The organism is Leucobacter luti (assembly GCF_050310065.1).
GTDB classification, from domain to species: Bacteria; Actinomycetota; Actinomycetes; order Actinomycetales; family Microbacteriaceae; genus Leucobacter; species Leucobacter luti_B.
In genome coordinates this window covers 2045304-2062489 of the sequence record NZ_CP190007.1, presented here as the reverse complement: position 1 = coordinate 2062489, position 17186 = coordinate 2045304, and the positions used below count along the sequence as shown (strand labels likewise).

The window sequence follows — 17186 nt, the reverse complement described above, 5'->3', positions numbered from 1 at the left end:
ATCAGTGCACCGGATCAGTGCCCCGCGAGCCAGGCCTCCCGGTCGCGGTCGATCTGCGCGCCCTTCACCATGCAGTAGATCCAGAGCGCGGTGAACAGCAGCCCCACGACGACGGCCATCGGCAGCAGGAACCCGGTCGCGAGCATGAGCCCGTGCACGACCCAGCCGAGCACGATCCCGATCCGGCCCCGGCGCATGAGGGCGAGCGCGACCACGATGATCACGGCGAGCCCGCCGCCGAGATAGAGGCCGAGCTCGCGCGGCTCCAGGGTGCCGAGCCCGAAGAGGGTGAGGCCGATGAGCACGACAATTATGAGCTCGAAGCCGAGCACGATCGAGGCGAGCGCGCGCTGCGTAGACTGCTTGCCCTTGCGGGCGCCGGCGATCCGCATTGCGGAGTTGTGCGCCATCGTCTCGGAGGGCGAGAGCTTCAGCTCCTCGTCGTCGCCGGATCGCCCGTCGCCGGAGTGATCGCCGAGCCCGCCCGGCACCCCGGCGCTCATGCGGTCCCCCAGCCCTCGGCGCGCGCGAAGGCGATCGCCTCGCCCGCGAGCACGACGGAGCCGACGACGAGCACGGCCCGCCCCTCGGAGCGGCCGGCCCACGCCCGCGCCTCGTCGAGTGCCTCGGGGAGGGAGCCCGCGAGCTCGATGGGCGTGTCGGGGATCGCGCGCTCCGCGACCTCGAGCAGCGCCTCCGGATCGAGGGTGCGCGGCGAGTCTACGGGCGTCAGGATGACGCGGTGCGCGATCGGCGCGAGCTCCGCCAGGAGCCCCTCGGCGTCCTTCTCGGCGAGCACGCCCACGACGAGCGCGAGCTCGTCGAACGAGAACGACTCCGTGACGGCCCGCGTGAGGGCCGCCGCGCCGTGCGGATTGTGCGCGGCGTCGACGTAGACGATCGGGTCGCTGCCGATGAGCTGCAGCCGGCCCGGCGAGGTGAGCTGGCCGAGGCCCTCGTCGAGCACCTCCTCCGGGATCGGGCGTTCCGCCCCGAAGAACGCCTCGACGGCGGCCATCGCGAGCGCGACGTTCTCGGCCTGGTGGCGCCCGAAGAGCGGCACGAACGCCGGGTCGTAGCCCGCGCCCGTGATGCCGACGACGTCGATCTGGCGGCCGCCGACCGCGAGGCGGTCCTCGGCGAGCCGGAAGTCGCGGCCCTGCACCACGATGCGGGATCCGTGCTCGGCCGCGGCGGCCTCGAGCTCGGCGAGGGCGGCGGGATCCTGCTCCGCGGAGACGACGGTCGAGCCGTCCTTCACGATCCCGGCCTTCGTGCGCGCGATCGTCTCGATGTCGGGCCCGAGGATCGCCGTGTGGTCGAGGTCGATGGGCGTGAAGACGGCGACCTGGGCGTCGGCGATGTTCGTCGCGTCCCACTCGCCACCCATGCCGACCTCGACGACCGCGACCTCGACGGGCGCGTCCGCGAACGCCGTGAAGGCGAGCACCGCGAGCGCCTCGAAGAACGTGATGGGGCCCTGGCCCGCGGCCTCGAGCTCGGCGTCGACGACCGCGAGCGGCGCCGACAGCTCCTCCCACGCCTCGGCGAGCGCCGAGCCTGCGATGGGCGCCCCGTCGATCTGGAAGCGCTCGGTGAAGTCGACGAGGTGCGGGCTCGTGAAGAGCCCGGTGCGCAGGCCGTGGGCCCGCATCAGCGACTCGATCGCGCGGCTCGTCGAGGTCTTGCCGTTCGTGCCGGCGACCTGGATCACGGGGTACGACAGCTGCGGGCTGCCCGCGAGCTCGGCCAGCCTGCGCACGGGCTCGATCCGGGGCCGCGGGTTCGCCTCGCCGACGCGCTCGAGCAGCTGCTCGTAGACGGCCTCGGCCGGCGTGGCCCCGGATCCGGATCCCGCCGCGCCGGATCCGGATCCGGATCCCGCCGCCCCGGCTCCGCCAGGAATGATCGGGCTCATCGCGCACCAGCTCCCGTCGCGTCGATCGTGATGATGAGCGGGGCCTTGTCGGCGCCGAGCGCCTTTTCGGCCGCGCTGCGGAAGACGCCGTCGCCCGCGGGCTCGAGCTCCTTCGCGAGCTGCGCCACGCCCTCGGTCGGCTGCACGGCGAAGCCCTCGGCGAGGGTCTCGGCGGCGATGAGCTCGCGGTGCGCCTCGAGGGCGCGCGCGAGCTCGGGCTCGGCGTTCAGCGCGAGCACGATGCGGTCGCTGACGTCGAGGCCGGCCTGCTTGCGGGCCTCCTGGACGGCGCGGATCGCGTCGCGCGCGATTCCCTCGGCCTCGAGCTCGGGGGTCGTCTCCGTCTCGAGCAGCACGAAGCCGCCGCCCGCGATGAGCGCGAGCGCGGGCGCCTCGGCGTCGTTCTCAGGCGATCCGCCCCCGACGCTGAGAGTCAGCTCGTACTCGTGCGGCTCGAGCGCGATCCCGCCCGCCGTCACGACGCCGTCCGCCTCGGACCAGTCGCCCGACTTCGCGGCCTTGATCGCGAGCTGCACCTGCTTGCCGAGGCGCGGGCCGGCGGCGCGCGCGTTCACGGCGAGCGTGTGCACGATGCCGTGGTCGGCGGCGCTCGTCTCGGTCTGCTGCACGAGCTGCACGGTCTTGACGTTGAGCTCCTCGCGCAGGATGTCGACGAAGGGCGCGAGGGCCTCGGCGCGCGGCGTCACGACCGTGAGCTCCGCGAGCGGGAGCCGCACGCGCAGGCGCTTCGCCTTGCGCAGCGCGAGCGCCTGCGAGGTGATCTGGCGGATCTCGTCCATCGCGGCAACGAGCTCCGGATCGGCCGGGAACTCGGCCGCCGAGGGGAAGTCCTCGAGGTGCACGGATCGGCCGCCCGTGAGCCCGCGCCACAGCTCCTCAGTGACGAGGGGTGCGAGCGGGGCCGCGACGCGCGCGACCGTCTCGAGCACGGTGTAGAGCGTGTCGAAGGCTTGGCGGTTCGCGGGGTCGCCGTGCTCCCCCGTCGTGCCGGCCCAGAAGCGGTCGCGGGATCGCCGCACGTACCAGTTCGTGAGGGTTTCGGCGAAGGCGCGCAGCGCCTCGGCGGCCGAGGTCGTGTCGAGCCCGTCGAGGTGCGCCTGCACCTCGCGCACGAGATCCCCCGTCTTCGCGAGGATGTACCGGTCGAGCGGGTCGCTCGAATCGGTGCGCCACTCCCCCATGACGCCGTCGGCGTTCGCGTACAGGCTGAAGAAGTACCAGGAGTTCCAGAGCGGCAGGATGAACTGGCGCACGCCCTCGCGGATCCCCTCCTCGGTCACGATCAGGTTGCCGCCGCGCACGACGGGCGAGGCCATGAGGAACCAGCGCATCGCGTCGGAGCCGTCGCGGTGGAAGACCTCGTTCACGTCCGGGTAGTTCCGCAGCGACTTCGACATCTTGTTGCCGTCGGAGCCGAGCACGATCCCGTGGCTGATCACGTTCTTGAACGCGGGCCGGTCGAAGAGCGCCGTCGCGAGGACGTGCTGCACGTAGAACCAGCCGCGCGTCTGCCCGATGTACTCGACGATGAAGTCGGCGGGCTGGTGCGTGTCGAACCACTCCTGGTTCTCGAATGGGTAGTGCGCCTGCGCGAACGGCATCGAGGCCGAGTCGAACCAGACGTCGAGCACGTCCTCGATCCGGCGCATCGTGGATCGGCCCGTGGGGTCGTCCGGGTTCGGGCGCGTGAGCCCGTCGATGTAGGGGCGGTGCAGGTCGACCTCGCCGGCCGCGTTCCGCGGCAGCTCGCCGAAGTCGCGCTCGAGCTCGGCGATGGATCCGTAGACGTCGATCCGCGGGAACTCGGGATCGTCGCTCTTCCACACCGGGATCGGGCTGCCCCAGAAGCGGTTGCGGCTGATCGACCAGTCGCGCGCGCCCTCGAGCCACTTGCCGAACTGGCCGTGCTTGACGTTCTCCGGCACCCAGTTGATCTGCTCGTTGACCTCGAGCAGGCGCTCCTTGATCTCGGTGACGCGCACGAACCAGCTCGAGACGGCCTTGTAGATGAGCGGGTTGCGGCAGCGCCAGCAGTGCGGGTACGAGTGCTCGTAGCTCTGCTCGCGCAGGAGCCGGCCGCGCTCGCGGAGGAGCCTGATGAGCGGGCGATTCGCGTCCATCCAGAGCTCGCCGGCGACGTCGGTCACGGCGGCGACGAAGCGGCCGCCGTCGTCGACGCTCACGATCGTCGGCATGCCCGCTGCGGTCGCGAGGCGGTGGTCGTCCTCGCCGTAGGCGGGCGCCTGGTGCACGATGCCCGTGCCGTCCGTCGTCGTGACGTAGCCGTCGACGAGGATCTGCCAGCAGTTCTCCGTGCCCCACGTCTCGGCGTCGGCGAAGTAGTCGAAGAGGCGCTCGTAGCGGACCCCGGCGAGCTCGGATCCGGCGATCGTGCGGGTGACCCCCGCGACCGCGTCCGCTGCCGATTCGTAGCCGAGATCCTTCGCGTGATTGCCCACGAGATCGGCCGCGAGCAGGTAGTCCTGCGCGCCGGCCGCGCCCCCGTCCGAGGCGCCGTTCGGGCCAGCGGGAACGACGGCGTAGGAGATCTCGGGGCCCACCGCGAGGGCCTCGTTCGTCGGCAGCGTCCAGGGCGTCGTGGTCCAGGCGAGGGCGCGCGCGCCCGCGATCCCGAGCTCCGCCGCGATCGAGCCGGTGAGCGGGAAGGTGACCGTGACCGAGGGATCCTGGCGCATCTGGTACACGTCGTCGTCCATGCGCAGCTCGTGGTTCGAGAGCGGGGTCTCGTCGCGCCAGCAGTACGGCAGGATCCGCGAGCCCTCGTAGGCGAGGCCCTTGTCGTAGAGCTGCTTGAACGCCCAGATGACGCTCTCCATGTAGCTGAGGTCGAGCGTCTTGTAGCCGTGCTCGAAGTCGACCCAGCGCGCCTGCCGGGTGACGTAGTCCTTCCACTCCTCCGTGTACTGCAGCACGGAGGCGCGGGCCTTCTCGTTGAAGGCGGCGACGCCCATCTCCTCGATCTCGGACTTCTCGGTGATCCCGAGCTGCTTCATTGCCTCGAGCTCTGCCGGGAGGCCGTGCGTGTCCCAGCCAAAGCGGCGCTCGACCTTGCAGCCGCGCATCGTCTGGAAGCGCGGGAAGACGTCCTTCGCGTAGCCCGTGAGGAGGTGCCCGTAGTGGGGCAGGCCGTTCGCGAAGGGCGGGCCGTCGTTGAAGACCCACTCGGGTGCGTTCTCACGCCTGCGGATCGACTCCTGGAAGGTGTCGTCCGACTCCCAGAACGCGAGCACGCGCTCCTCGATCTCGGGGAACCTGGGCGACGGCGAGACGCCCGCCTGCGGCGCGGCGTGCTTCGCGCGGGCCGCGGGATCCTGGTGGTCGCTGTGGTCGCGGTTCTCGCTGCGAGCTTCGCCCGTTGACTGCTGGGGGTACGGCATGCGTTCCTTCTCGATTCCGGCTGCTGACACTTCTTCTGCTGCGCCGGGACGAGTTCGGGATCCAGATCCCACCCGCGGTACCACCCGCTTTGCCGCGTATCCAGGAGATTCTCGGCCACTTCATTCCGGCTGTGACGGGCCGACCCCGTTCGGTTCTACTGACCGGGTGCCGCGAGGCGCCTGGCGTTCTTCCGAAGACTCCCCGGTGATGGCCGGATCGCAGTCGTATGGCTCCAGTCTAGCGCAGGGTCGCCGCGGGGGTTCCAAGCCGCAAGGTGGCCCATTTCGGGCATCGCTAGTAACGAAACTGTAACGAAGTGTTCCGATATAAATGCCTGATCAGCGCTGTGCTTTGTGGTTCCTATGCGTAGTGTGCGATACCCTCTGACCTTGCATCCGCGACACGCCCTTGTTAGCGTCGAAGACAGCGATGTGCGCGGAACCGCTTCCGCCTGCCGCCCGTTTTTGCCCAGTCCTCTCGCCGAGAGCCGGCGACCTGGTGCCCTGTATTGGCAGCCGCGGCGTTCCGCCCCGCAATACGAATTTCTGGCCTATCGAGAGGCCGCCAAGGGGTCGTGCGCCCGCGGTTCGCCGTGCGCAGCGCACGCTCCAGGCGTGCCCTCTTCTCTACTTCCTATGAGGGGAAAGTGTGAATCTGAATACAGAGTCCGGCGCGGCCCACGAGGCCGCGGCAACGGACGACCCCGCGATCGCGGTGACGAACGCCTACAAGGTGTTTGGCAGGCGACCCAAGGAGGTCGTCAAGCGACTGCGGAACGGCGCCGGTCGCGACGAGCTCAAGTCGCTCGGGACCGCGGCCGTCATCGACGCCAGCTTCGACGTGCAGCACGGGGAAATCTTCGTCGTGATGGGGCTCTCCGGCTCCGGCAAGTCGACGCTCATCCGCATGCTCAACGGCCTCGGCGAGACGACCGACGGCTCGATCAAGGTGTTCGGCAGCGAGATCGCAGGCGCGGCCCCGGCCGAGCTCCGCGCGATCCGGCGCGATCGCCTCTCCATGGTCTTCCAGCACTTCGCCCTGCTCCCCCACCGCACGGTGCTCGACAACGCCGCGTACGGGCTCGAGCTCCAGGGCGTGCCGCTCGAGAAGCGGCGCGAGCGCGCCCGCGCCTGGCTCGAGCGCGTCGGCCTCGCCGGCTGGGAGAACCAGCTGCCGGGCGAGCTCTCCGGCGGCATGCAGCAGCGCGTCGGCCTCGCCCGCGCCTTCGCCGCCGACACCGACATCCTGCTCATGGACGAGGCGTTCTCCGCGCTCGACCCCCTGATCCGGCGCGAGATGCAGGAGCTGCTCGTCGAGCTGCAGCAGGAGCTGCAGAAGACGATCGTGTTTATCACGCACGACCTCAACGAGGCGATGTTCCTCGGCGACCGGATCGCGGTCATGCGCGACGGCCGGATCGTGCAGGTCGGCTCCCCCAACGACATCCTCACGGATCCGGCGAACGACTACGTCGCGCAGTTCGTGCAGGATGTCGACCGCGCCCGCGTGCTCACGGCGGGCGACGTCATGGAGCCGCCGCGCGCCGTCGTGCCGGCCTCGGCCGGCCCCCGCACGGCGCTCCGCACGATGCGGGATTTGCAGACCTCCGCGTGCTTCGTCACCACGGGCTCGCGCAAGCTGCTCGGCGTCGTGCGCGACAAGGACGTGCTCAGGCAGGTCCGCGAGGGCGGCACCGACATCACCGAGCGCCTGCGGCCGACGCCCTCGATCGTGAAGCCCGACCAATTCATCTCCGAACTCTTCGAGCTCGCGGTCGAGAGCCCACTGCCGGTCGCCGTGATTGACGAGGAGGACCGCCTCATTGGCGTCGTGCCGCGCGTCACGCTGCTCGCGGCGCTCACCGACCTCCCGGCCGTCACGACCGAGATCCCGATCATCGAACCGACGCCGACGATCCCGGCCGACATGATCACGGCGACGCTCGATGCGAGCGAAGCGCAGGCCGCCGAAACCGAGGAGGTGAAGTGATGGACGGGTTCCGCATCCCCATCGGAGACTGGGCCGAGGCCGCACTCGACTGGTTCAACGACGCGTTCAAGATCGTGCTCGACGTGATCGGCTTCGTCATGAGCTGGCTCGTCGAGTCGCTGAGCGACCTGCTCATCGCCGTGCCCTTCCCGCTGCTCATCGTCGTGCTCGCCCTCATCGGCTGGCTCGTGCGCTCCTGGAAGGTCGCCCTCGGAACGGTCATCACGTTCCTCCTGATCGTCGCGATGGACCAGTGGGAGAACGCGATGTACACGCTCTCCCTCGTGATCATTGCGACCCTCATCGCGGTGCTCATCGCGGTGCCGCTCGGGATCCTCGCCGCCCGCAACGATCGCGCGAGCGCGGTGATCAAGCCGATCCTCGACTTCATGCAGACCATGCCCGCGTTCGTCTACCTGATCCCCGCGGTCATCTTCTTCACGATCGGCTTCGCGCCAGGCGTCTTCGCGACGATCATCTTCGCGCTGCCGCCCGGCGTGCGCTTCACGGAGCTCGGGATCCGCGGAGTCGACTCGGAGACCGTCGAGGCGGGCTACGCCTTCGGCGCCACCCCCGGCTCGATCCTGCGCGGGATCCAGCTCCCCCTCGCCATGCCGACCATCATGGCCGGGATCAACCAGGTCATCATGCTCGCCCTGTCGATGGCGGTCGTCGCTGGTATGGCGGGCGCCGACGGCCTCGGCAAGGAGGTCATCTCGGCCATCTCCACGCTCAACGTCAGCAAGGGCGTCGAGGCGGGCCTGAGCGTCGTGATCCTCGCGGTCTTCCTGGACCGCGTCACGGCGGCGCTCGGCGCGCGCGGCGAGTACAAGTCCTCGCTGCTCGGGCTCATCCAGAAGCGGAAGGCCGCGGCGCGCGTCGCCGCAAACGCCTGATCCGCGGTGCGCGATCCGCGGTGCGCGATTCGCGCTCCGCGATCCGCGCGAAGAAATCTCACCAATCACCACCCGCTCTGCGGGGGACGAAAGGAACAGAATGAACAAGCGACACCTCTCCGGCATCATCGCGCTCGGCGCGGCCGCCGCGATTGCGCTCACGGGCTGCTCGTCGGCGGGATCCGGTGGATCCGGTAACGGCGGCGGCGAGAAGGGCGAGATCACGCTCGGTTACCTCCCCTCCTGGACCGACGGCCTGAGCACCGCCTACCTGCTCGAGAACCAGCTCGAGGATCTCGGCTACGACGTGAAGATGGAGGAGCTCACCGAGGCGGCCGTGCTCTACACGGGCCTCGCATCGGGCGACATCGACATCTACCCCTCGGCGTGGCCCGAGAAGACCCACGCCCAGTACATGGAGAAGTACGGCGACGACATCGAAGACCTCGGCGCGTACTACGACAACGCGGTGCTCACGATCGCGGTGCCCGACTACGTCGACATCGACTCGATCGAGGACCTCAAGGGCAACGCCGACCGCTTCGACGGCAAGATCGTCGGCATCGAGCCGAGCGCCGGCCTCACGGAGCAGACCGAGAAGACGATGATGCCCGAGTACGGCCTCGACAGCGAGTACAAGCTCGTCACCTCGTCGACCGCGACCATGCTCGCGACCCTGAAGGACTCCATCAAGAACGAGGAGGACATCGTCGTGACGCTGTGGCGTCCCTTCTGGGCCAACGACGCCTTCCCGCTCAAGGATCTGAAGGACCCGAAGGGCGCCATGGGCGAGCCCGAGAAGCTGCACTTCCTCGGCACGAAGGGCTTCTCGGAGAAGTACCCCGACGCCGCTGAGCTCATCAAGGGCATCAAGCTCGACGACGCCCAGTACGGCTCGCTCGAGGACCTCGTCGTGAACGAGTTCGGCGAGGGCAAGGAGCCCGAGGCGATCGAGAAGTGGATCTCGGAGAACCCCGACGCCTACGAGACGCTGATCTCGGAGAAGTAAGCAGTCGCCGCGCTTGACGCGGTGCGCTCTGGCGGCCGGTCCCCTCCCCTGGGGGCCGGCCGCTTTTGCGTTATACCCTGGGGGTAGGGATTGTCTTGGGCAAAGGAGCCGCTGATGGATGCACCATTCGATACGCCGGTCGTGCAGGATCGCGAGGAGCAGCAGCTCGCCGTGGTGCGGGCCACGGTCGCCGCCGCGGACATGCCGGCGCTCTACGACCGGGCCTTTCCGCTGCTGTTCGGGGCGCTCGGCGCCGCCGGGGTGGCGCCCGCCGCCGCGCCCATGGGGGTCGTGCACGGCGCGCCCGGCGAGACGTTCGACCTGTCGGTCGCGGTGCCGGTGGGGTCTTGTGCGGGCGCTGAGGCGGGCTCTGACGCCTCGTTCGCCTCTGGCGAGGTGACCGCGGAGACGCTGCCGGCGGGGCGCGCCGCGACGCTCCTGGTGCGCGGCGGCTACGACCGCCTCGGCGCAGCCTACGAACACCTGTTCAGCTGGGTATCTGCGCAGGGGCTCACGCCGGCCGGCCTGAGCTTCGAGCAGTACCTCACGGAGCCCGAGCCGGGCGGCGATCCGGCGCTCAACGAGACCCTGATCGGCACCTACCTCGAGGGGTAGGCCTGGCGCCCCACGCTCGCTCCAAGTTCTGCGTTCGTTCCTACGTTTTCGTGGGAAAGGTTGCGAGCGAGCGCAGTTTGCGGAGGGATCGCAGGTGTTGGGGTGCGCGCTGCGCGGGCGCCCGGGGTGCTCCGGCGCCCGCCGCCTGCGCTCGCTCCGAGTTCTGCGTTCGTTCCTATGTTTTCGTGGGGAAGTTCGCGAGCGAGTGCAGTTTGCGGAGGGATCGCAGGTGTTGGGGTGCGCGCTGCGCGGGCGCCCGGGGTGGTCGGGTGCCCGCCGCCTGCGCTCGCTCCGAGTTCTGCGTTCGTTCCTATGTTTTCGTGGGGAAGCTTGCGAGCGAGCGCAGTTTGCGGAGGGATCGCAGGTGTTGGGGTGCGCGCTGCGCGGGCGCCCGGTGTGATCCGGTGCCCGGCGCCTGCGTTCGTTCCGAGTTCTGCGTTCGTTCCTACGTTTTGGTGGGAAAGCTTGTGAGCGAGTGCAGTTTGCGGAGGGAGCGCAGGGTTGGGGTGCGCGCGGCCCGGGCGCCCGGGGTGGTCGGGCGCCCGGCGCCTGCGGTCGCTCCGAGTTCTGCGTTCGTTCCTACGTTTTTGTGGGAAAGCTTGCGAGCGAGTGCAGATTACGGAGGGAGCGTCAGTGTGCGGAGTAAGGGGCGCGGCGGGATCGCCTGCGGTCGCTCCGAATTCTGCGCTCCCTCCTATGTTTTCTTCGGAAAGTTTGCGAGGGAGTGCAGTTTGCGGAGGGGCGGCGCGGGTGGCGCGGCGTCACGGGGCTGGATCGAGGGTGACGAGGCGGACGTCGTCGTTGTGGAAGTAGCAGGTCTGCAGCATCACGCTGGCCGAGAGTCCGGCGGTAGCGACCCTCGCGGACTGGCCAGGGTAGCCGTCGCGGCTCCCGGTCACGACGAAGTTTCCGGTGAGGCCCTGGCCTGAGAGCTCGACGCGGTCGCCCGGCACCAAGTCGAGCACGAAGGCCGCGCCGCACGTGTTGTGCGCCCCGACGATGGGGGCGATCGAGCCCTCGAGGTTCATGCGCACCCACTCGCAGCGGTCGATCTCGGCCTGGTGTCCCGTCGAGGCGATGTCGATGCGGTGGGTGCGCGGCTGCGGGGCGGGGGGCTGGGTCGCGGCGAGTGCGGCGCCGGATCCCGCGGCCCCGGATCCCGAGGCCGGCGCAGCGGCGCCCGGCGCCGCGGCCACCGGCACCGCGCCACCCGGCCCCGAGGCGGCGGGCGCGGCGGGCGCGGCCGCCGCATCGCCCGCCGAGCTCGCCGAGCCAGCCGAGCCCGAAGGCCCCGGCGCCGGCCCAGGCCCCGGCCCCGGCCCGGGCGCCGAAGCCCCAGCCGCGGGCATCGGGAGGGAGCTTCCCGTGAAATCCCCGGTGACGGCGCTCGGCAGGATCCAGGCGATGCCCGCGAGGAGCGCCACGCACGCCGCCCGCAGCAGCCAGCCGAGCGCGCCGCGGGTGAGATGGGCCGCGGCCGCGCGGCTCAGGCGGGCCCGCGCCACGCCCCTACCCATCGGCCGCCGCCCTGATGCGGTTCGCGGCGGCGGCGACGCTGTCGACGTAGGAGTCCAGGTGGTTGTAGCTGAACACCGCGGCCCGCCAGCCCGCGGCGTCCGTCATGGCGCCCGCCGCGCAGAGGTAGCGGCCCGCCGCGAGCGCGGCGTCGTCGATCTGGTTGGGGTCGGCGGCGCCGTCGCCGTTGCCGTCCGCGCCCCAGCGCGCCCACGTGCTCGGGATGAACTGCATGGGGCCGACCGCCCGGTCCCAGCGGGTGTCGCCGTCCCAGGCGCCGCCATCGGTGTCCGGGATCGCGGCGAAGCCGTTGCCGTCGAGCGCCGGGCCGCGGATCGCGGGGACCGGGTACCCCGCGCCGTCGAGGGCGCCGCCGCCGAGCCTGCCGTGGTCGGACTCGATCGCTCCGATGCCGGCGAGCGTGTTCCAGCCGATGCCGCAGCCCGGCGCCTCCTGGGCGAGCGCGAGCGACGCGCCGGCGTAGGCCGCGAGCGCCCGCGCCGGGACGCCCGTCGCGCGCGACGTCGACTCGAGCCAGTCCGGGTCGATGACGGCGAGCCGCGTGTTGGGGTCGGCCGCCGCGGGGCGGGACAGCGCCGGATCTCCGCTCACCCGCACCCCGGCGCCCCCTGGATCGGCGCCGACGCCCGCGGCCTCGGCGGTGACGGGCGCCGAGCGCGGCACCCTGGCGTAGTCCGTCTCGGGCGGGCGGAGGCTCGCGACGTGCACGGCGCTCGCCGCAGCGGCGGCGATCACGCAGACGCACGCGGCGAGGCCGGCGCGGCGGAGCGCCCGCAGCGCCCAGTGCCTGCGGCCGCGCTCATCGCGCTCAACGCGCTCATCGCGCTCGATGGGCCCAACCCCCTCACCCGCATCGCTCATCGCGCGCCACTCCTCCCCCGGCGATCCGGCGAGCCTGCAGACCGGCGAGCCCGCAGACCCGCAGCCCGGCGAGCCCGCAGACCCGCGTTCCGGCGAGCCCGCGATCCTGCGGCCGCGCGGACGGGACTCGGGCTCGGCGTCGGCCCGGGTGTCGGCCCGGTCGTGGGCCCGGGCGTCGGATCCGGCCCGGGATCCGGCCCCGGCCCCGTCGCCTGGAGCCGCAGGGAGATCGTCACCCCGACCCGGAGCAGCGAACCGGCCCCGGGATCGCTGCCCGCGACGAGGGCGTGGGGGTCGGGCCGCGAGCCGCCCCCGATCCCGACCTGGAACCCTGCCGTTTGGAGCACGGCCGTCGCGGCGGAGACCGTGAGCCCGGCGGTGTCCGGCACGAGGTTGAGGCCGGAGGCGACCGTCAGGTCGACGCGCCCGCCCGACTCGATCGGCGTGCCGGCCGCCGGGAACTGGCTGATCACGCGGTGCTTCGGCTCGGCCGATGGCGACTCGGAGACGGCGCCGAGCGTGAGCCCGAGCGCGCGCAGCTGCGCGTCCGCCTCGTCGACGCTTCCGCGAAGTGCCGGCGCGGTGAGGAGTGCGACCGGTCCGGTGGTCGTCGAGGGGGTGGTGGGCGCGGTCGTCGGCGAGGGGCCGGCGCTCCGGCTCGGCGGCGGGCCGCTCGTGGCAGAGGGCGCCGCGTTCGTTCCGGGGCCGGGGGTGCCGGGATCGCCGTGCCACGCGGTCCCGTTCAGCACCGCGACGAAGGCGAGCACCGCGAGCGCGCCGGCCGAGACCACCCCCACGATCACGGCCGGGAGGGCGCTGCGGCCCTGACTCGCCGCGGGGTGGAGCGCGGACACGGCCCCGGATCCGGAACCGACCCCGGAACCGACCCCGGAACCGACCCCGGCCCCACCCCCAGTCCCACCCCCGGCCCCCGGCCCGCCGTCGAGGTAGGCGAGCTCGTCCGCGGGGAGGGCGCCGAGGATCCGGGTGGCGCTCGTCGCCGCGGCGCCCGGCGGCGGGGCCGCGAGCGCGGCGGTCGGAAGGCGGGGTGGCCTCGCGAGGCCCGAGGCGGCGGTCACGAGGGCGGCGCGAAATTCCGCGGCGGTCCGGAAGCGGTGCGCCGGGGTCTTCGCCATCGCGCGCGTCACGACGCGGTCGAGGGGCGCCGCCTCCGGACGGGTCGCGGAGACGACGGGCGGCGGCGCGACGAGGTGCGCCCGCAGCACCTGGCGGGTCGAGTCGCGCGGGAACGGCGGTGCCCCGGTCACGGCGAACGCGAGCAGGGCTCCCACCTGGTAGAGGTCGCTCACGGGGCGGAGCGGCCGGCCGCTCGCTTGTTCCGGGGACATGAAGTGAGTGCTGCCGACGACCTGGTCGCCGGATCCGGAGCGCGCGAGCAGCACGTCTCCCCCGATCGTGGTGCGCCCGCTCGCGTCGGCGAGGCCGAAGTCGAGGATGCGCACCATCTCGGGGCGGAGCTCGTCTGGGGATCCGGCGCCCTCGAGCACGATGTTCTGCGGCGAGAGGTCGCGGTGGACGAGCCCCGCATCGTGCACGGCCTCGAGCCCGCGGAGCACCCCGTCGGCGACCGCGGCCGCCGCGAGCGGGGCGAGCGCGCCGTGCCGCTGCACGAGCTCCCTGAGCGTCGGGCCCGCGACGCGGTCGAGCACGATCCACGGCGTCTCGACCCCCGCGACGTCGTGCGTGCCCGCGGCGTGCACGCGCACGACGTTTCGGTGATCGAGTTCCCCCGCCCGCTCGGCCTCCCGCAGGAACGCGCGCCGCGACGCCGCGTCGGAGCACAGGTGCGGGTGCAGGAGCTTCACGGCGAGCGGCTCCGCGACAGCGCCAGGATCCGGATCCAGCTCCTGATCCGGATCCTGATCCGGAACCAGCCCCGGATCCAGCCCCGGATCACCCCCGCCCCGCAGGTCCCGCGCAGCGAACACGCTCGCGGAGCCGCCGACGCCGAGCAGCTCCCCCAGCAGAAAGCGCCCGCCGAGCAGCACCCCGAACTGCGACATGATCAGCCGAACCGCCCGTTCACGTAGTCGAAGGTGCGTTGGTCCTGGGGCTCGCTGAACATCGCGTCCGTGTCGCCGTGCTCAACGATCGAACCGGGCGTGCCCTGCGAGGCGAGGAAGAACGCGCACTGCTGCGAGACGCGCTGCGCCTGCTGCATGTTGTGCGTCACGATGACGATCGTGACCTCCTTCTGCAGTTCGGCCATCGTCTCCTCGATGACCCTGGTCGAGGTGGGGTCGAGCGCGGAGCACGGCTCGTCCATGAGGAGCACCTTCGGCTTCACCGCGAGCGAGCGGGCGATGCAGAGCCGCTGCTGCTGCCCGCCCGAGAGGCCGCCGCCCGGCTGCCTCAGGCGATCCCGCACCTCCTGCCACAGGCCGGACGCCGTGAGCGAGTGCTCGACGATCTCGTCCTTCTCGTCCCGGCTCGCGTGCACGCCCGTGAGCTTGAGCCCGGCGACCACGTTGTCGTAGATCGACATCGCGGGGAACGGGTTCGGCTTCTGGAACACCATCCCGATGTGCTTGCGCGCGTCCTGCAGACGCATGCCCCGGTCGTAGATGTCAGCTCCGTCGAGCCGCACCTCCCCCGCGAGCGATGCGATCGGCACGAGCTCGTGCATGCGGTTCAGGATCCGCAGAAACGTCGACTTGCCGCAGCCAGAGGGGCCGATGAGCGCGGTGACGAGCCCCGCGTGCATCGTGAGCGACACCCGTTCGAGCACCTTGTGCGAGCCGAACCACGCCGAGACCTCGCGCGCCTCGAGCGTCGAGAGGACCGCGGGGGGCGCGTCGCCCGCGGGGGGCAGCCCAGCGCCGGTGCCCGGATCGCCCCCCGGATCCGGCGCGGTCGCGTGCGCGGGAAGCACGCTCGTAGGATCGTGCTCCCCGGCGAGGACCGAGCCAGCGTCGCCGCTCGCTGGCACGGCGGCACGCGGGTCGCCCGTGCCGAGCGATGCGTGCGCGGTCGTGAGGTCTGGGGTCGAAGTCATCGGGTCTGCTTTCTCTCTGTTCGTGTGGTGCTCACCGGCGCGACGCCGGATCATAGGAGGTTCGGCATCGCGTTCATGACGAGGTCCGACGTGGCGGCGCCGAGCGCGACGAGCAGGGGCACCCCGATCACCCAGGCGTGCCACCGGCCCCAGCTCCGCCACAGCCAGGCGACGGCGATCGCCGCGGCGGTCAGGAATACGAACGCGAAGAACGCGATGAACCACGCGCCCCGATCCGCCCCCATCGCGCGCTCCATGCTCGGGAGCGCGGGATACGAGAGCACCCGGCTCGGGTTCGGCTGCGGCTCGCTCACGAGCTCGGCGTCGACGTACAGGACCCCGGAGGGGAACAGGGCGAGCCCGTCCGCGGTCTGCAACTCGAGCCGGCCCTGCTTCGCGCGGAGCGGCTCGGGCAGCGGGTCGCCGCCGCGCCGGAGCCCGAACACGCGGTACACGTGCTCCCCCTGGCCGGTCATGATGGAGACCTCGTCGCCCGGCTGCAGGCGGTGCAGCTTCGCGAAGGGGCCGCCGTAGGTGAGCTGCCTGCCCAGGATCACGCTCGTGCCGGCCTGCCCCGGCATCACGGAGTCGCGGCGGTGGCCGATCCCGGATCGCAGCGTGTTCGCGTCGCTCCCCTGGAGCACGACCTCGCGCAGTCCGATCGCGGCCGACTCGAGGTAGGCGACGGGGGTGCCGAGGGGGGTGAGCTCGTTGTCGCTCACGAGCTGGCCCGTGGGGGCGCGGCCCTCGGCGAGGCTCGTGCGCAGCTCGGTGTAGGCGAGGGACTGGTCGCGGTGGTGCTGCAGGGCAGTGAGCAGGACGGTGTGCGCCATGAACCCGAGGATCACGAGCGAGATGGTGAGGATCACCGCCCCCGCCCACCACCTGCCGCCCCGTGGCTCGAGCTCCCGCGGCCCCGCGGGCGGCAGCAGGGGGCGCCGCGTCCGCGCGGGCGCCGGCTTCCGGCGCTCGCCGCGGGGCCCCGGGCGCCCGAGCGGGAGCCGCCTGCGCGCCGGTTGCGGCGCGGGCGCGGGGCCCTGCGCCGGTCCCTGCTCGGTGCCTGGCGGTGTCGTCGCGGTCATGCCGCCGCCCCCTCGGGAAGGGCCGGCCTGCGCCCGGGATCTTCGCTGAGCGCGCGAAGCACCCGCCAGGCCGCGATCCCGGCGAGGACGAGGAGCAGGAAGCCGCCCGCCCACCAGGTCCACATCGGGATCAGCGGGCCGCCCGTGGCCGCAGCGGCCCCCGGCGAGCCGATGAGGAGCTCCGCCGTTGCCACGCCGGCGCACCACCCGGTGAACTGGAGCACGTGCGTGCCGGTCTTCGTCTCGGCCGGCACCTCGAAGCTCGCGCGCACCGAACCGTCGGCGTCGGCGGCGAAGTTGCCGATCGCGGTGCCCTCGCTGAACATGGCGAGCTGCACCTGCTCGGCGGCGCCGTATCCCTCCGCGGTGACGACGACCCGGTCCCCGACCAGATACACGGCCTTGTCGAGCTTCGCCGGGCTTCCCGAGGTCGCCGGCTTGTCCGGGATCGCCGGCTCCTTCGGCGTACACGCCGCGCCGGCATCCGGGGCTGCGGGGGCGACGGCCGGGACCGCGGGCGGCGGCGCCGGCCTCGCGGGGATCACGGTGCGGGCCCCGCCGCGGCCCGCCGGGGCCGGTGCCGGTGCCGGCGGGGCAGGCGGGCGCACGATCGGGCCAGGCCCGGGCGGGGGCGCCGGTTTCTCCGCCGCGGGCGGCACGTCGACCCGCACCTCGGGGGGCGTTGGGGCGGCAGGGGCAGCAGGGCCGGCGTGTGCGGACCAGGGAGGGGCGCCGAACGTCAGCGCCGTCGCAATGGTCGCGACGGCGGCGAGGGTGCCGAGCGTTCGACCGAGGCCGGGCGCCCACCCGGCACGGGGTGGACCGCTCATCTGGCGGATCGTCC

At 72.1% G+C, this 17186-nt stretch carries 13 protein-coding genes; 4 read left to right on the top strand and 9 right to left on the bottom strand.

Annotated features, from left to right (window positions below; genetic code table 11):
• Positions 1 to 14 precede the first annotated feature (14 nt).
• From ACOPJ3_RS09420 to ileS, 3 genes are read right to left on the bottom strand one after another with little or no spacing between them, the layout of a single operon-like run.
• Positions 15 to 503, bottom strand: coding sequence for a DUF4233 domain-containing protein (locus ACOPJ3_RS09420; RefSeq protein ID WP_427868924.1), 489 nt, complete (start codon positions 501 to 503; stop codon positions 15 to 17).
• On the bottom strand, positions 500 to 1918 hold the full coding sequence (locus ACOPJ3_RS09415; RefSeq protein WP_427868923.1) for a bifunctional folylpolyglutamate synthase/dihydrofolate synthase: 1419 nt from the start codon (positions 1916 to 1918) through the stop codon (positions 500 to 502). Before ACOPJ3_RS09415 ends, ACOPJ3_RS09420 begins: the two co-directional genes overlap by 4 nt.
• The gene (gene ileS, locus ACOPJ3_RS09410; RefSeq protein WP_427871201.1) at positions 1915 to 5337 is read right to left on the bottom strand and encodes an isoleucine--tRNA ligase; all 3423 of its coding nucleotides are present in this window, start codon (positions 5335 to 5337) and stop codon (positions 1915 to 1917) included. The genes ACOPJ3_RS09415 and ileS overlap by 4 nt, the downstream gene beginning before the upstream one ends.
• Before the next feature lie 649 nt (positions 5338 to 5986).
• Between ileS and ACOPJ3_RS09405 the strand changes: the two genes are divergently transcribed.
• From ACOPJ3_RS09405 to ACOPJ3_RS09390, 4 genes are all read left to right on the top strand, one after another.
• Positions 5987 to 7327, top strand: a complete 1341-nt coding sequence (locus ACOPJ3_RS09405; RefSeq protein ID WP_427868922.1) for a quaternary amine ABC transporter ATP-binding protein — start codon at positions 5987 to 5989, stop codon at positions 7325 to 7327.
• Complete coding sequence (locus ACOPJ3_RS09400) at positions 7327 to 8223, top strand: ABC transporter permease (protein ID WP_427868921.1); 897 nt, start codon at positions 7327 to 7329, stop codon at positions 8221 to 8223. Before ACOPJ3_RS09405 ends, ACOPJ3_RS09400 begins: the two co-directional genes overlap by 1 nt.
• Positions 8224 to 8323: 100 nt before the next feature.
• Positions 8324 to 9232, top strand: a complete 909-nt coding sequence (locus ACOPJ3_RS09395; protein ID WP_427868920.1) for a glycine betaine ABC transporter substrate-binding protein — start codon at positions 8324 to 8326, stop codon at positions 9230 to 9232.
• A 114-nt stretch (positions 9233 to 9346) separates the two neighbouring features.
• Positions 9347 to 9847 carry a GyrI-like domain-containing protein gene (locus ACOPJ3_RS09390; RefSeq protein WP_427868919.1) on the top strand — a complete coding sequence of 167 codons (501 nt, stop codon included), beginning with the start codon at positions 9347 to 9349 and terminating at the stop codon, positions 9845 to 9847.
• Positions 9848 to 10608: 761 nt separating this feature from the next.
• Here the strand turns inward: ACOPJ3_RS09390 and ACOPJ3_RS09385 are convergent.
• The 6 genes from ACOPJ3_RS09385 to ACOPJ3_RS09360 all read right to left on the bottom strand — a co-directional run bounded on the left by ACOPJ3_RS09385 (position 10609) and on the right by ACOPJ3_RS09360 (position 17172).
• Positions 10609 to 11364 carry a hypothetical protein gene (locus tag ACOPJ3_RS09385; RefSeq protein ID WP_427868918.1) on the bottom strand — a complete coding sequence of 252 codons (756 nt, stop codon included), beginning with the start codon at positions 11362 to 11364 and terminating at the stop codon, positions 10609 to 10611.
• On the bottom strand, positions 11357 to 12244 hold the full coding sequence (locus ACOPJ3_RS09380; protein ID WP_427868917.1) for a lytic transglycosylase domain-containing protein: 888 nt from the start codon (positions 12242 to 12244) through the stop codon (positions 11357 to 11359). The genes ACOPJ3_RS09385 and ACOPJ3_RS09380 overlap by 8 nt, the downstream gene beginning before the upstream one ends.
• A complete protein-coding gene (locus ACOPJ3_RS09375; protein WP_427868916.1) occupies positions 12241 to 14268 on the bottom strand; it encodes a protein kinase domain-containing protein in 2028 nt (675 codons plus the stop codon). The genes ACOPJ3_RS09380 and ACOPJ3_RS09375 overlap by 4 nt, the downstream gene beginning before the upstream one ends.
• A gap of 2 nt (positions 14269 to 14270) precedes the next feature.
• Complete coding sequence (locus tag ACOPJ3_RS09370; protein WP_427871200.1) at positions 14271 to 15077, bottom strand: phosphate ABC transporter ATP-binding protein; 807 nt, start codon at positions 15075 to 15077, stop codon at positions 14271 to 14273.
• 233 nt (positions 15078 to 15310) lie between these two features.
• The gene (locus tag ACOPJ3_RS09365; RefSeq protein WP_427868915.1) at positions 15311 to 16342 is read right to left on the bottom strand and encodes a sortase; all 1032 of its coding nucleotides are present in this window, start codon (positions 16340 to 16342) and stop codon (positions 15311 to 15313) included.
• Complete coding sequence (locus tag ACOPJ3_RS09360) at positions 16339 to 17172, bottom strand: hypothetical protein (RefSeq protein WP_427868914.1); 834 nt, start codon at positions 17170 to 17172, stop codon at positions 16339 to 16341. The genes ACOPJ3_RS09365 and ACOPJ3_RS09360 overlap by 4 nt, the downstream gene beginning before the upstream one ends.
• Positions 17173 to 17186 lie beyond the last annotated feature (14 nt).

Bases quoted from the DNA above. Each gene is read 5' to 3' on its own strand.
- ACOPJ3_RS09390 (WP_427868919.1), top strand. From the start codon at position 9,347: ATGGATGCACCATTCGATACGCCGGTCGTGCAGGATCGCGAGGAGCAG.
- ACOPJ3_RS09380 (WP_427868917.1), bottom strand. From the start codon at position 12,244: ATGAGCGATGCGGGTGAGGGGGTTGGGCCCATCGAGCGCGATGAGCGC.
- ACOPJ3_RS09395 (WP_427868920.1), top strand. From the start codon at position 8,324: ATGAACAAGCGACACCTCTCCGGCATCATCGCGCTCGGCGCGGCCGCC.
- ACOPJ3_RS09420 (WP_427868924.1), bottom strand. From the start codon at position 503: ATGAGCGCCGGGGTGCCGGGCGGGCTCGGCGATCACTCCGGCGACGGG.
- ACOPJ3_RS09375 (WP_427868916.1), bottom strand. From the start codon at position 14,268: ATGTCGCAGTTCGGGGTGCTGCTCGGCGGGCGCTTTCTGCTGGGGGAG.
- ACOPJ3_RS09415 (WP_427868923.1), bottom strand. From the start codon at position 1,918: ATGAGCCCGATCATTCCTGGCGGAGCCGGGGCGGCGGGATCCGGATCC.
- ACOPJ3_RS09400 (WP_427868921.1), top strand. From the start codon at position 7,327: ATGGACGGGTTCCGCATCCCCATCGGAGACTGGGCCGAGGCCGCACTC.
- ACOPJ3_RS09385 (WP_427868918.1), bottom strand. From the start codon at position 11,364: ATGGGTAGGGGCGTGGCGCGGGCCCGCCTGAGCCGCGCGGCCGCGGCC.
- ileS (WP_427871201.1), bottom strand. From the start codon at position 5,337: ATGCCGTACCCCCAGCAGTCAACGGGCGAAGCTCGCAGCGAGAACCGC.
- ACOPJ3_RS09360 (WP_427868914.1), bottom strand. From the start codon at position 17,172: ATGAGCGGTCCACCCCGTGCCGGGTGGGCGCCCGGCCTCGGTCGAACG.
- ACOPJ3_RS09365 (WP_427868915.1), bottom strand. From the start codon at position 16,342: ATGACCGCGACGACACCGCCAGGCACCGAGCAGGGACCGGCGCAGGGC.